The following is a 12,332-nucleotide window of genomic DNA, read 5'->3' as shown; positions in this document are numbered from 1 at the left end:
CTTCCGATCTTCACCTTCATCTGCGCCGGGACGCACGCGGCGAGGAGCGCTCTCTATGCCGACCGGGAGATGAGCACCCGGTTCCGCGAGGTGCATGTCGGCCCGGTCGAAAACGGCGACGATTTCCAGGGCGTTCTGGCTGCACTGGAGCGGGACATCCCGCTCGCGCGTGCGTCGAACCTGAAGCACCCGAGCCTGGCCGGTCTCCTCAACGAGATGTCGGAAGGGTTGGTCGGTGAGGTCGCGCAGCTACTCGAGGACGCGGCGTTGAGGGCGATCGATGATGGTGACGAGCAGGTAACGCAGGACGTCCTCGCGCGGTTGGACTGGACGCTGCCCTCGCAAAGACGGGCGGACACGTCGCACGGTTCTTGAGCCGGTTCTGCTGGTTCACGTGAGACTTGAGTGACTTGGTCGGAGGGTTGGCCGCGATCAGGCATGCTTTGCAGCGCTTAAATGTTCATTCGAAAGCGGTCCGAGCGTCTTACGACTGCAAACCGGCCGGATCGCTTGCAGAGCTTACGGGCTAAGTCGCTGATACCACCTGCGCCGTTTTGCAGTGGCTAGATGCGGCTTACAACGAGCCATGAAGAGGGCGGCGGAAAAGGGCAGCCGTCGACGACGCTATACGATTATGCGGCGTCGTTCGCGGTCGCGCTCTCGACCCGCCCGATCCGCGAGATCCGGCGAATCTGGGCGGACGGCAATTTGATCCGTGGGGCCGCCGGCGACTGGAAGGTGAGCACCGGATTCCGTGTGCATCGCGGCGACGAGGATCAGCCGCCCGACCCGCTGATCGACAGCCTGGAGGCGAACCCGCCCGCGCATCGCGGTCTGGCCTATGTCGTGTTCGAACATCTGCCGCTGGCGGATTTCGGCAACCGCCTGCCATCGCTGACCTTCGAAGTGGTGGCGGACGACGAGCCGCCGTCGATCGGCGCGGTCGCCCGCGATATCGGTGGGGGCGTGATGACGGGGGACGGGCCGGTCGCGAGCGTGCCCGGCTTCGCCGCCTCCGGCGACAATGCCGGCGCGGTGATCGAGATGCTGGCCCGGATGTGCGGCGGGTGGGTGACGCCGCGTGGTGGCGGGATGGCGCTGAACGATCGCATGCCGGCGACGCCGCTGCCGCTGGACGCGGATGCTGCGACCAGGGAGCGGCGCAGCCCGGTGGAGGGCGTCGCGCGTACGCTGGCGATATCCTATTACGACATGGCCCGGGACTATCAGATCGGCGTGCAGCAGGTACGGCGCGCCGGTGCGGGATGGCGCGACGATTCGATCGATCTGCCGGTGGTGCTGGAAGCCGCGACGGCACGCCGGCTCGCCACCGCCACGATGGCGCGGGCGGAGCGGGAGCGCGTGACGCGCACCGTGACGCTCGACGTCACCGCGCTGGGGATCGCCCCCGGCGACAGCGTCGCCTTCCCGCGTGAGCGCGGCGCATGGCGGGTGACGCGCGCCAGCGTGGACGGCATGGCGGTGACGGTGGAGCTGGTCCCGGCGAAGCCGGCGATCGAGGTGACTCTGGCGGCCGATGCCGGGCGCGCGGTGGTGGCGCCGGATCTGCCCGCAGGGCAAACCTTGATCGAGGTGGCGGAGTTGCCGCCGCTCGACGATCGGCTGGCGACCCTGCCGGAGGTGACGGTGTTCGTGGCCGGAACCACCCCCGGCTGGCGCCGGGCGGCAGTGCTGTTCAGCCGCGACGATGGCCATCATTGGGAGCGTGCCGGCGCGATGGCCGCCCCCGCGGTGATCGGCAGGCTGGCGACCGGATGCGGCGCGGTCGGCGCGGCGGTGGAGGATCGTATCAGCCGGATCGAGGTGACGCTGGCGCATGACGGGATGGGCCTGTCGTCGGTGACGCCGGAGGCGCTCGATCGCGGGGCCAATATGGCGCTGATCGGGGACGAACTCGTCCAGTTCCGCGATGCCGAGCGGATCGCGTCCGCGCGCTGGCGTGTGTCGCTGCTATGGCGGGCACGGCGCGGCACGGCACCGGCGGCGCATGTCGCGGGCGAGCGTTTCGAACTGATCGAGCGTCACGCGATGCGGGTGCTGCCGATGGCGTTCACGCGGCCGGGTGAACGCCTGCGATGGCTGGCGAGCGGAGTGGGCGACGTGGCCGGGCCGGTCGAGGCGCGGTTGACGCTCGACGGTCGATCGATCCTGCCGCTTGCGCCGATCCGGCTTCGACATGTCGACACGGCGCAGGGCGCGCAGCTCCAGTGGGTCAGGCGCAGCCGGCTGGGTTGGCGCTGGCAGGACGGCGCCGATGTGCCCCTCGGCGAGGAGCGGGAGGCGTATCGGATCGTGACCACGACCCCGCAAGGTGGCGAGCGAACCGAGGCGAGCGATCGCGCGGCGCTGAGCGTCGCCGCCCTGCCGACAGGCGCGATTGTGTCGGTTCGGCAACAGGGCACCAACGGTGTGTCGCCAGCAACTATTTTAGAAATCTAAGGATCTCGCAATGACGGAACAGACCCCGCGATTGTCGTTACCGCTGCTGGATGCGGCACAGGCGCAAAAGGAAATGACGCATAATGAGGCGCTGGCGCTGCTTGATATCGCGGCCCAGCCCGTGGTGCAGGGCATGGGCGTGGACGCACCGCCCCCACAGCCGGTAGCCGGACAATGCTGGATCACCGGGCCAGATCCGCAGGGAGACTGGGCGGGCCAGCCGGATCGACTGGCCGGCTGGACAAATGCGGGCTGGCGGTTCCTGACCCCGCAGCCGGGGTGGAGCGCGCGCGATGCGACCTCGCTCGCGACGGTGGTGCGGACATCGTCCGGGTGGGAGGCAGGTGTCGTTCGCGGGCGCATATTGTCGATCGACGGCGTTCAGGTCGTCGGCCCGCAAGCGCCGGCGATTGCCGCGCCGACCGGCGGTTCGACCATCGACATGGAGGCGCGCGCGACGCTCGATGCGGTCCTGTCGGCGCTCCGAACGCACGGTTTGGTGGCCGTCTGACGCTGAAATTCCACGATTGATGGTGTGTCTTGTGTGTCACACCGGGCTGTTTTTGTCTGCTTGTCGGGAAACCATCCTTCCGATAGTGAGTTTGCGCTGTCCGTAGTGACACCATGGAAAGGGGATTATGATGCGTAAGCTTGCCATGATCATGGCGCTTGCCTCCACCGCCCTCGCCACGCCAGCGCTTGCGCGCGACAAGGCCTGGTATGTAGGCGTTGAAGGCGGGGCGATGATCGTCGAGGACATCGACTATTCGATCGTCGGGACCGCAACCACGCGCTCGGGCACGGGCACTGTCGATCACGATTACGGCTATGACGTCGATGGCGTCATCGGCTACGACTTCGGTGCGTTCCGCCTGGAAACCGAAGTTGGCTATCGTTCGGCGACTGTCGACGCCTATCGCACCAACGGTGCGGCGGTGCCGGTGTCGGGGACTGCTCAGCTGCCTGCCGGCAACTACACGAACTTCGGTGGCCGTACTTCGGCGCTGAGCTTCATGGTCAACGGCTTGCTGGACTTCGGTCCGGACGACGGCCTGCAGGGCTTTGTCGGCGGCGGTGCGGGTGTTGCCCGCGTCAAGGCGCGCATCGACCCGACCAACTCGTATCGTCTGCTTGACGACTCGGACACCGTGTTCGCCTGGCAGGCGCTGGCGGGCATCCGGGCGCCGCTGAGCGACAACATCGACGTTTCGCTGAAGTATCGCTTCTTCAATGCCGACAACGTTCGTCTGCTGGACGCGCGTGGCAGCTCGTATGACGGTCGTTTCCGTTCGCACAGCCTGCTGGGTGGCGTGACGTACAACTTCGGTGCTCCGGAGGAGGCTGCTCCGCCGCCGCCGCCGCCGCCGCCCCCTCCGCCCCCGCCGCCGCCGCCGCCGCCGCCGGAAGTGGTCTGCTCGCCGGGTCCGTTCATTGTCTTCTTCGAATGGGACAAGTCGGACATCACGCCGGAAGCAGCGTCGATCCTCGACAACGCGGTTACGCAGTACCAGAACTGCAATGGCGCCCAGGTCATGCTGGCGGGCCACGCGGACCGCTCGGGCTCGGCCAGCTACAACGTCGGCCTGTCGCAGCGCCGTGCGGACGCCGTGAAGGCGTACCTCACGTCGAAGGCGATCCCGGAGAGCGTGATTTCGACCGAAGCGTTCGGCGAGAGCCGTCCGCGCGTCGAGACCGCCGATGGCGTCCGCGAAGTGCAGAACCGTCGCGTGGAAATCACCTACGGCCCGGGTTCGGGTCAGTAAGGCTGATTGCCTCGAAAGAATGGAGGGAGGTTGGCGTTCGCCAGCCTCCCTTTTTCTTTGTCTCCGTATCGACGCTGCGTCCCCGTCGCGCTGTCGGGCGTTGTTCCGCCAAAGGAGCGGCCCATGCCCGAACAGCCACGTACTGCCGGTCTGCTGGAATCATCGATCTACGTCGATGACGTCGATCGCGCGGTGCGTTTCTATCGCGAGGTGATGGGATTCACGCCGATGCTGGAAACCGATCGCCTGCATGCGTTCGATGTCGGTGGCGGGGGTGTGCTGCTGGTGTTCGCCCGCGGTGAATCCCGCGACGATATGCCGGGACCGAACGGCTTCATTCCGGGCCATGATGGCAGCGGTCCGCTGCATCTGGCTTTCGCGATTGCCGCAGACCAGCGGGACGCATGGCGAGACCGGCTTCAGGCGCATCAGATCGAGATTCGTTCGGAAGTGCATTGGCCGCGCGGCGGCTACAGCATCTACTTCGACGATCCCGACGGCCATGTCGTCGAACTCGCCACACCGGGCCTCTGGCTTAACGAAGAGGGGCGCGCTGATGTGTCGGCGCGGAGCTGATCATCACTGGTCCGGATCGCCACCCAATGCCGCCGGAAACCACGCCGGGCGGACGGCGTCGCCAAGTTGATCGACCCGGCGCAACGCGACCATCACACCGAGATCGGGATGCGGCTGGCGGATCTTCGGTTCGTCCTGGTTCAGCGGTGCGACGACGAGGCGGCGTGCGATCTTGTCGCGATGATGCATCCGCGCGGTGTTTTCCTGCCCGACATAGCAGCCCTTGGTATAGCTGACGCCGTGGAGGGCGTCGGCATTGCATTCCAGCCACAAGGTTTCGCCGTCGCCCAGCTCCGCCACCCCCTCGGCCACGCCCAATGACAGGCGATGCGCCACCCAGCCGCATGCCGGCGCGGCGGGTTTCCCAAACCAGCGCCAGCCGAGCGCGGGAAGGCGGGGATCGGGTACGGCGGGGTGGGGCGCTTCCGTCGGGGACCAATGGATCGCAAGCGTATCATCCGGCGTGATCGTGATCGCGCGACGCAATCGGTACATGCCGAGGCGCCGCGCCAGCGCCTCGCGCTGTGACGCTTCGACATCGAGCAGGATATCATCACCATCGGCCCAGACGATCATATCCCACAACGCCTTGCCCTGCGGCGTCAGCAGACCCGCCCACACGGGCAACGCGCCGCCGACGTCATTGGTCAGCAGCCCCTGCAGAAAGCCGCGCACATCCCCGCCCGACAGGCGAAGGATCGCGCGGTCGGACAGCATCGTTCCCAGGGTGGTCTCGTCCATCCCGGCAAGGTAGGGAGGCGGGCGACATGACGAAAGACCCGGAAAGGCGGACGATGGCCAGCTACGATCTCCTGTTGCGCGGCGGCACGGTACACACGCCCGGTGGGCCGGTGACGGCGAATGTCGGCGTTATCGAAGGCCGCATCGTTGAGTTGACCAGCGGCGGCGATGCCGGGCGCGTGATCGACTGTACGGGGCTCGATATCCTGCCCGGCGTGATCGACACGCAAGTGCATTTCCGCGAGCCGGGGCTGGAGCATAAGGAAGACCTCGCCACCGGCAGCGAAGCCGCCGTGATGGGCGGTGTCGTCGGGGTGTTCGAGATGCCGAACACGAAGCCCAATACCGATTCCGCCGCCGCGATCGAAGACAAGCTGACGCGCGCCCGGGGGCGGATGTGGTGCGATCATGCCTTTTACGTCGGCGCGACCAATCACAATGCACGCGAGCTCGCCGAACTGGAACGATTGCCCGGCACCGCGGGTGTGAAGATCTTCATGGGCGCGTCGACGGGTGATCTGCTGGTCAGCGAGGATGCGCGGCTCGCCGAAGTGCTGGCGCACGGGCAGCGTCGCGTCGCGATCCATGCCGAGGACGAGGACCGGATGAACGCGCGCGCGGACCAGCGTGTGACGGGGGATCCATCGTCGCATCCGGTGTGGCGCGACGATGAAAGCGCGCTGCTGGCGACGCGCCGCATCCTGCGGCTGGCCCGCGCGGCGCGGCGGCGCATCCATGTTCTTCACGTCACGACCCCCGCCGAACTCGCGCTGCTGGGAGAGAATAAGGATATCGCCACGTGCGAAGTGACGCCGCAGCATCTCACGCTGGCCGGCGAGGAAGCCTATCCGCGGCTGGGCACGCTGGCGCAGATGAACCCGCCGATCCGGTCCGGCGCGCACCGCGACGGCCTGTGGCACTGGCTGAACCAGGGTGTGCCCGACGTCATCGGCTCGGACCACGCACCGCATACCCTGGAGGAAAAGGGAAAACCCTATCCCGCAAGCCCCAGCGGCATGCCGGGCGTGCAAACCTTGCTACCGCTGCTGCTCGACCATGCTGCCCATGGACGACTGTCCTTGCAGCGGGTGATCGAGCTGACCAGCGCGGGCGCGCAGCGCGTCTTCAATCTGGTCGGCAAGGGCCGCATCGCGCGCGGCTATGACGCGGACTTCACGATCGTCGACCTGCGCAAGCAGTGGACGGTCGAGGACCGCTGGCTGGCTTCCCGCGCCGGCTGGTCGCCGTTCACGGGCATGACGTTGACCGGTAAACCGATCGGCACGATCGTGCGCGGTCATGTCGCGATGTGGGAAGATACGCTGGGCGAGCGGCCCAAGGGTGCGCCGATGCGCTTTGAAGCGACGCAATTTCCGGGCGGTCGCTGATCGACCCGCGCCAGGATTGCGCCGCACCCGCGGCACTGACCTGGCGCCTCCCGTTACTCGCCCGGGAGGCGCGGCGCCGGGGCATCACCTCGATCGCTCAGAAGGGCAACCACTTCGATGTTTCGGTGAACTTCATATAGCCGACGTTCACGCCCGCCCGCCAGCCAACGCCCAGCCGCACCGGGATCAGCACGATATTGCCGCGTCGCAGATAGGTCGCCGCGAAACCGCCGATGAAATACAGCCGCCCCTCCGCACCGGGGAAGCGATGGAACAGTTCCTGCGAATCATACAGGTTATAGACCAGCACGAAAACCTTGTTCGCATCGCCGCCGACGTCGAAGCCGACCGATGGGCCCGTCCAATAGACCGGGCGCTGGCCCTCCACCTTGTGCGTCATCACACCCGAGCCGTAGCGCAGCCCGACCACGAAGGCGCCCGATGCCTCCCGCCCCGCGATATAGGCGTTGGGTTCGCCCTGATCCTTCAGGATCTTCTCGATGATCTGCCCGAAGCCTTCCGCCCCCTTGCCGAACACGCCCTCGCCCGCGGCGATCAGATCATCGCGCTTGTAGGTGGCGGCCGCTGCGGTGGTCGCGTTGGCCCGCGCCTCCGCGCCGGTGACCGGCGCCGGGGGCGTGGGTGAAGGAGCGGGCGTTTGTTCCTGCGGGGCGGGTTCGTCCGGATAGGCCGGGGCCGGTGCCGGCGGGACAGTGACGCGCGGCTGCGGCGTCGTGCCGCCGACGTCCGCATCGATCCCCGCATTGGGGTCGATCGTCCGCACCTGCGCCGCTACCGGCGCGACGACCATCGCCGCCGCGGCGAAGGCCGCCGTCCAGGTTCCCGACCGCACCGTTGCCCACCGGGCTATTCGCATCCTGCGTATCATGAAGATCGTCCCCACACCCAACGCGACACCTTAGTCCGGCACTCGCTGTCCCCGCAATGAACGGCGCGACGATGCGAGTCCTGCCCGCGCCGGGCGGAAATGACGGGACCCGGTTGATCGCGAGCCCCACCCCCGTTATAGCCGCGCCTCACGCCGACCCGGAGACGTGGGTGAGTGGCTGAAACCAACGCTTTGCTAAAGCGTCGTACGGGAAACCGTACCGAGGGTTCGAATCCCTCCGTCTCCGCCATCTATGCGCCCTTCGGGGCTCGCGAACCCCCTCAAAACGCTATAGGTGCGGAGAAATTGGCGGTTTCTACGTTCCGCTGAATTCCACGTGGTCCGGCGCCATTCCGCGAAATGTGTGGGTCAAGAGTGGGGTAATTTGGAATGTGGTGCGATGGGAAAGCTCATTGCAACTATCCTTGGCCAGCGCCAGTGCCGGCTGAGCCCTAGCGAATGGGGTAGCCCGTCTCGGCGAACGCAAGGGTGGAAGAAGCATGGGCGATATTCTCGGGCCCTCCCCGCGGGGGCCAAAGTCCCGAGGCATAATGTTATCGTCGCAGGTTGTTGCGCTCCTCGACGCTCGCGAAGCCCCAAAGATGGACGATCCTGGCGTCGCCATCGAGCGCATACATCGCGGTGACAAGGTGATCGGTGTAGCGATGGGCGGGACCGATCGCCTCTTCCCAGCCCTTCAGGGGTGCCGGTAATCCGCCCGGCACGAGATGATAGGTTCACGCCGCCGGGATTCGCGCGAAAATGCCTACGCTAAATCGCGCGCAAAAAAGCGGTCCATCCCGGGAACATCGGACAGAAACGTCTCAATCGCTGCAATACGCCCGTCGCGCAGCCGGCACACGGTAGCCAGCTTCTCGTCCAGGCGGATGCCGTTACGCTCAGCCGTGTTGTGAAGAGCGAGGGCCATGTTGTCGCGGCTAAGCAGAATATGCTCAAGCTTGAACGACAACCCATAGCTGGCAATCAAACGGGCTCGTTCCACGACCGCATCGGCGCCAGCGGCCGTTCCCGAGATCGCGTTGTCCCCGGGCAGGGTCCAGCTTGCGTCGTCATGGAAAAGCGACCGCATTGCGGGCCAATCGCGCGCGACCAGGGCGGTGTGAAATTCTTTGGCCAGGTCTTCCGCCGTCATCATGATTGAGCTCCCGAAATGGTGCTCCGTCAAGGTAGGAAGCCATAGGTTGATCCGGCAACAACATGGCGCGTATGTTCGGTATTCGTCATGCGGATGAACGATACCCTTCTGCCATTGCTGCCGTCGCTTGTTGCGCTGGTCGAAGAAGAGAGTGTCAGCCAGGCGGCAAAGCGGGTGGGCATCAGCCAGCCTCGCATGTCCGCGCGGCTGGCAAGCCTACGCGTCGTTCTCGACGATCCCTTGCTCGTGGCTGCGGCCGGGCGGCGCGGCCTGGTCGCAACCGACCGCGCGAGAGCCATCGCCGACGCGGCGCGCGGTGCTCTCGCGGACCTCGACGCCGCAGTCGCCGGACGCGTCTTCGATGCAGCTCGCGCCGAGCGAATATTTTCCATCATGGCAAACGACAACGCGGCGACCATCGCGGGTCTGCCGTTGATGAGCGCCGTACGCCGAATGGCTGGACCTGATGTGCGGTGCGCGTTGCATCAGTTCGATACGGCGCGGCTTGGTGATTTGGAGAAGGGGCGTATCGATCTCGCGCTTGGCGCGCCGGCACAATTTGCACGAATGCCGGCGCTGATGGTGCGTACGATCGTTCGCGACCGGTTCGTGGTGGCAGTGCGCCCTGGTGGCGCGTGCCCCGTCGACCTTGACGATTATTGCAACCGCGATCACGTTCTTGTTTCGGGCGATGGTGGCGGATTCACGGGTCTCGTCGACCGGGCTCTTGCTGACCGAGGTCGGTGGCGACGCGTCGCGCTGTCGGTTCAAAGCTACCTACTCGCGATCGAGGCGGTTGCAGCCGACGATCTCGTCGCCACGCTGCCCCTTAGCTTGCTGACCGCCTCCGCCCGCGATCTTGCGCTAGGCGAGCCACCCTTGCCGCTATCCCCGTTCACGTTGGTGGCAGCATGGCATCCGCGGGTCGATTCCGACCCATCGCATCGCTGGCTTCGCGATCGCCTTGGCGAACTCTACCGGGATCGCTCGCCCGTCACCCGATCGGCATCCCCGGCGGAATCGCGGGGGCGAGGCGTGACGTCGGGGTGAGCGCGCGGTCGAGTGCGTCGGCGTCGCCCAGCAGCCGCGCCACGCTCTGCGCCCAGGCGTCGCGCTTGTCGCGGGCGAGCCGCTCGCGCGTCGCCGCCAGTGCGGCGTCGAGCCGCAGCGCGACGTCCGTGCCAGTCGCGGTGGCTCGCGCTGCAGCCGCGATCGCCAGCAAGGTGCGGAGTGCGATGCGCTGTGCGACCACGTCGTCGTGGCGCGCCACCACGTCGCGGTCGAGTCGGTCGAGCAGTGTCTCCACGCCCGGCAGCGCCGGGTCGGCGGCGTGCTGGAGGTAGAGCCGGGTGAGCCGCGATGGCGCGAGCAGGGTTTCCAGCGTCACCTGCGCCGCCACGTCGGTTGCGACCAGGGGATCGAAGACCGCGCCGCCCGCAGTGGCGAACACTTCGCTGTCATATTGCGGGTCCGGATTGCCGTTGACCCCCGACGACAGCGTGAGCGCCAGCGCGGGCGGTACGGTGAGTGCGGCGGGGGCAAGCGTCGCCATCAGCGCGTCGAGCGCCGCGCCCTGCTCCGCCGCGGTCGCGCGGGCCGGCGGGGCGGCGCTATCGCCCACAGTGGCGTAGCTGTAGTGGACGCCGCCGAGCGTCTTGCCGATCGCCGCGACGGCGTAGCGGTGGAACAGCCACACCGGCACGAAGCTGCGTCGCAGGTCGGCAAGCGGCGCGCCGGCGTGGAGCACGCCTGGGCCGAAGCGCGCCAGCGCGACGCGGCGAACCGCCATCACATGATCGAGATCCGCGGGCGAGTCCGTGCCCTCGGTCCACATGCTGTCGCCCGGCACTGCCAGGCTCGAATCGCGCCCGTCGATATCGGTGAGATAGCGCAGGCCCGCGCGTTGCGCCGCGTCCGCCTTGGCCGTGGCGGCAAGATCGGGATCGGTGCCCGCGGCGGGCTGGCCATAGAGCCAGTCGACCGTAAACTTGTCCCATGTGCCGATGCCGCTGGCATAAGCATCGCCAAGATCGATCGCGTCGCCGTTAAGCGCGATCTTGGCGAAGGGATAGTCCATCACCGAGGTACGGCCCTGCGTGCTGGCGGCGAAATTGTGCGCGAAGCCGAGCGCGTGCCCCACCTCATGCGCACCGAGCTGGCGAATCCGCGCCAGCGCGACGCGAACCGGATCGTTCGCGGTCCCCTTGTTTTCCTCCGCGGTGCCGACCAGCCCTTCGAAAATCCAGATATCCTGGCGCAGCCGCAACCCCTCAAGCACGACATTGCCTTTGATGATCTCGCCAGTGCGTGGGTCGATGACGCCGCCGCCATAGGACCAGCTGCGCGTCTGGCGCTCGTTCCAATTGACCATGTTGTAGCGCACGTCCTGTGGGTCGGCGCCGGCGGGCAGCACGCGCACCTGGAAGGCGTCGATATAGCCGGCCGCGTCGAACGCCTGGTTCCACCAGGCGACCCCCTCGGCGAGCGCGGTGCGGATCGGCTCGGGTGCCTTGTTGTCGATGTAGAAGACGATCGGCTTGCGCACGCGTGAGCGCGCCGCGCCGGGATCGAGCTTCTCCAGGCGGAAATGGTTGGCATATTGCTGGAACACCGGGGCGCCCAGCGGGGTGTTGAACTCATAGACCGGGGTGGCGAAAGTACCCGAGCGGATGTCGAAGCGGCGCGGCACGAAGCCGGGGGCGGGCAGGCGCACCAGGGAGTGGTGAACAGTGAAACTCACCTGCCGTCCGTCGGGGGCGATCATGTCGACCTCCTTGCCCGGCGTGTCCGAGGCGTAGGTCTGCACTGCCTCCATTTCGATATTGTCGGGAAAGACCTTGACCGAGTCGGGGTCGACCGCGCTGAGCGAGCCGATCAGCTTGAAGCCTCTGGCCTCTGCATTGAGCTTGTCGGCCAACCGCATCGTGTCGCACAGCAGGAGAGGGGCGAGGTCGACCGTCACCGCGCCGTCGGGAGCGGCCGCGGTCACATCCAGCAGGGCGATGGTGCTGAATGGAAAGTCCGCGCGCGCGCCGCTCTGCTCGAGCGCGTCGCCCGAAGAGCGATAGCGCGGGTTCTCGAACACCACCGCGACCTTTTTGCCGAGCCGGCGAAAGGCGAGCAATTGGGTGTCGCCGACCATGCCGTGGTCGATCCGGATCGGCGCCGAGCCCAGTCCGGTCTTTAGCGCGGTCGCGTAGAGGAAGCGCCCCGAAACGCCATCACTGTCGGGGGCGGGGAGCGTGACGAGCACCTTGCCGCTGTCACGCTCGACCTTGAGCGGAAGCAGGGTCTGCGTTGCTGCGGGCGCGACCGCCGGCACAGTGCGTTGAGCGAGCGACGCGGGGGCGGCGCGGGCG

The 12,332-nt window shown here is 67.0% G+C and carries 12 protein-coding genes and 1 tRNA gene; 8 read left to right on the top strand and 5 right to left on the bottom strand.

Annotation, left to right across the window (positions count from 1 at the left end; translation table 11 throughout):
- The 5 genes from ACFDSW_RS10720 to ACFDSW_RS10700 all read left to right on the top strand — a co-directional run.
- Positions 1-375: hypothetical protein (locus tag ACFDSW_RS10720; RefSeq protein ID WP_375250281.1), on the top strand; the 375-nt coding region annotated here is incomplete at its 5' end.
- A gap of 192 nt (positions 376-567) precedes the next feature.
- Entirely contained in the window at positions 568-2,460 is a 1,893-nt protein-coding gene (locus ACFDSW_RS10715; RefSeq protein ID WP_375250280.1) for a phage tail protein, read from the top strand.
- Between the two features lie 10 nt (positions 2,461-2,470).
- Complete coding sequence (locus ACFDSW_RS10710; protein WP_375250279.1) at positions 2,471-2,971, top strand: DUF2793 domain-containing protein; 501 nt, start codon at positions 2,471-2,473, stop codon at positions 2,969-2,971.
- A 130-nt stretch (positions 2,972-3,101) separates the two neighbouring features.
- Positions 3,102-4,223, top strand: coding sequence for an OmpA family protein (locus tag ACFDSW_RS10705; protein WP_375250283.1), 1,122 nt, complete (start codon positions 3,102-3,104; stop codon positions 4,221-4,223).
- A 30-nt stretch (positions 4,224-4,253) separates the two neighbouring features.
- Positions 4,254-4,799, top strand: coding sequence for a VOC family protein (locus tag ACFDSW_RS10700; protein ID WP_375250278.1), 546 nt, complete (start codon positions 4,254-4,256; stop codon positions 4,797-4,799).
- Between the two features lie 3 nt (positions 4,800-4,802).
- Here the strand turns inward: ACFDSW_RS10700 and ACFDSW_RS10695 are convergent, their stop codons facing one another.
- On the bottom strand, positions 4,803-5,540 hold the full coding sequence (locus ACFDSW_RS10695) for a YgfZ/GcvT domain-containing protein (RefSeq protein ID WP_375250277.1): 738 nt from the start codon (positions 5,538-5,540) through the stop codon (positions 4,803-4,805).
- 53 nt (positions 5,541-5,593) lie between these two features.
- Between ACFDSW_RS10695 and ACFDSW_RS10690 the strand changes: the two genes are divergently transcribed.
- A complete protein-coding gene (locus ACFDSW_RS10690) occupies positions 5,594-6,928 on the top strand; it encodes a dihydroorotase (protein WP_375250282.1) in 1,335 nt (444 codons plus the stop codon).
- Positions 6,929-7,025: 97 nt separating this feature from the next.
- Here the strand turns inward: ACFDSW_RS10690 and ACFDSW_RS10685 are convergent, their stop codons facing one another.
- Entirely contained in the window at positions 7,026-7,805 is a 780-nt protein-coding gene (locus ACFDSW_RS10685) for a DUF1134 domain-containing protein (RefSeq protein WP_375250276.1), read from the bottom strand.
- Between the two features lie 172 nt (positions 7,806-7,977).
- Between ACFDSW_RS10685 and ACFDSW_RS10680 the strand changes: the two genes are divergently transcribed.
- A tRNA-Ser gene (locus tag ACFDSW_RS10680) sits at positions 7,978-8,067 on the top strand.
- 304 nt (positions 8,068-8,371) lie between these two features.
- Here ACFDSW_RS10680 and ACFDSW_RS10675 read toward each other — a convergent pair.
- Positions 8,372-8,542: an NIPSNAP family protein gene (locus tag ACFDSW_RS10675; protein ID WP_375250275.1), complete on the bottom strand. Its 171-nt coding sequence runs from the start codon at positions 8,540-8,542 to the stop codon at positions 8,372-8,374.
- Positions 8,543-8,583: 41 nt separating this feature from the next.
- Positions 8,584-8,973 (bottom strand): nuclear transport factor 2 family protein, encoded by a 390-nt coding sequence (locus ACFDSW_RS10670; protein WP_375250274.1) that lies wholly within the window; start codon positions 8,971-8,973, stop codon positions 8,584-8,586.
- Positions 8,974-9,066: 93 nt separating this feature from the next.
- Between ACFDSW_RS10670 and ACFDSW_RS10665 the strand changes: the two genes are divergently transcribed.
- Positions 9,067-10,023: a LysR family transcriptional regulator gene (locus ACFDSW_RS10665; protein WP_375250273.1), complete on the top strand. Its 957-nt coding sequence runs from the start codon at positions 9,067-9,069 to the stop codon at positions 10,021-10,023.
- On the opposite strand, the gene ACFDSW_RS10660 is transcribed toward ACFDSW_RS10665, so the two are convergent.
- Positions 9,968-12,332 (bottom strand): zinc-dependent metalloprotease (locus tag ACFDSW_RS10660; RefSeq protein WP_375250272.1); only part of this gene is annotated, 2,365 nt, incomplete at its 5' end. The genes ACFDSW_RS10665 and ACFDSW_RS10660 overlap by 56 nt on opposite strands.

It is taken from the genome of Sphingomonas sp., assembly GCF_042091075.1.
GTDB lineage: Bacteria > Pseudomonadota > Alphaproteobacteria > Sphingomonadales > Sphingomonadaceae > Sphingomonas.
The sequence above is the reverse complement of the archived record's forward strand: the minus strand, read 5'-3'. Positions and strand labels throughout refer to the sequence as shown.

What these genes read in the sequence shown, in the direction of transcription:
- ACFDSW_RS10695 (WP_375250277.1), bottom strand. Translation starts at nt 5,540, where the DNA reads ATGGACGAGACCACCCTGGGAACGATGCTGTCCGACCGCGCGATCCTT.
- ACFDSW_RS10685 (WP_375250276.1), bottom strand. Translation starts at nt 7,805, where the DNA reads ATGCGAATAGCCCGGTGGGCAACGGTGCGGTCGGGAACCTGGACGGCG.
- ACFDSW_RS10715 (WP_375250280.1), top strand. Translation starts at nt 568, where the DNA reads ATGCGGCTTACAACGAGCCATGAAGAGGGCGGCGGAAAAGGGCAGCCG.
- ACFDSW_RS10690 (WP_375250282.1), top strand. Translation starts at nt 5,594, where the DNA reads ATGGCCAGCTACGATCTCCTGTTGCGCGGCGGCACGGTACACACGCCC.
- ACFDSW_RS10705 (WP_375250283.1), top strand. Translation starts at nt 3,102, where the DNA reads ATGCGTAAGCTTGCCATGATCATGGCGCTTGCCTCCACCGCCCTCGCC.
- ACFDSW_RS10665 (WP_375250273.1), top strand. Translation starts at nt 9,067, where the DNA reads ATGAACGATACCCTTCTGCCATTGCTGCCGTCGCTTGTTGCGCTGGTC.
- ACFDSW_RS10670 (WP_375250274.1), bottom strand. Translation starts at nt 8,973, where the DNA reads ATGATGACGGCGGAAGACCTGGCCAAAGAATTTCACACCGCCCTGGTC.
- ACFDSW_RS10710 (WP_375250279.1), top strand. Translation starts at nt 2,471, where the DNA reads ATGACGGAACAGACCCCGCGATTGTCGTTACCGCTGCTGGATGCGGCA.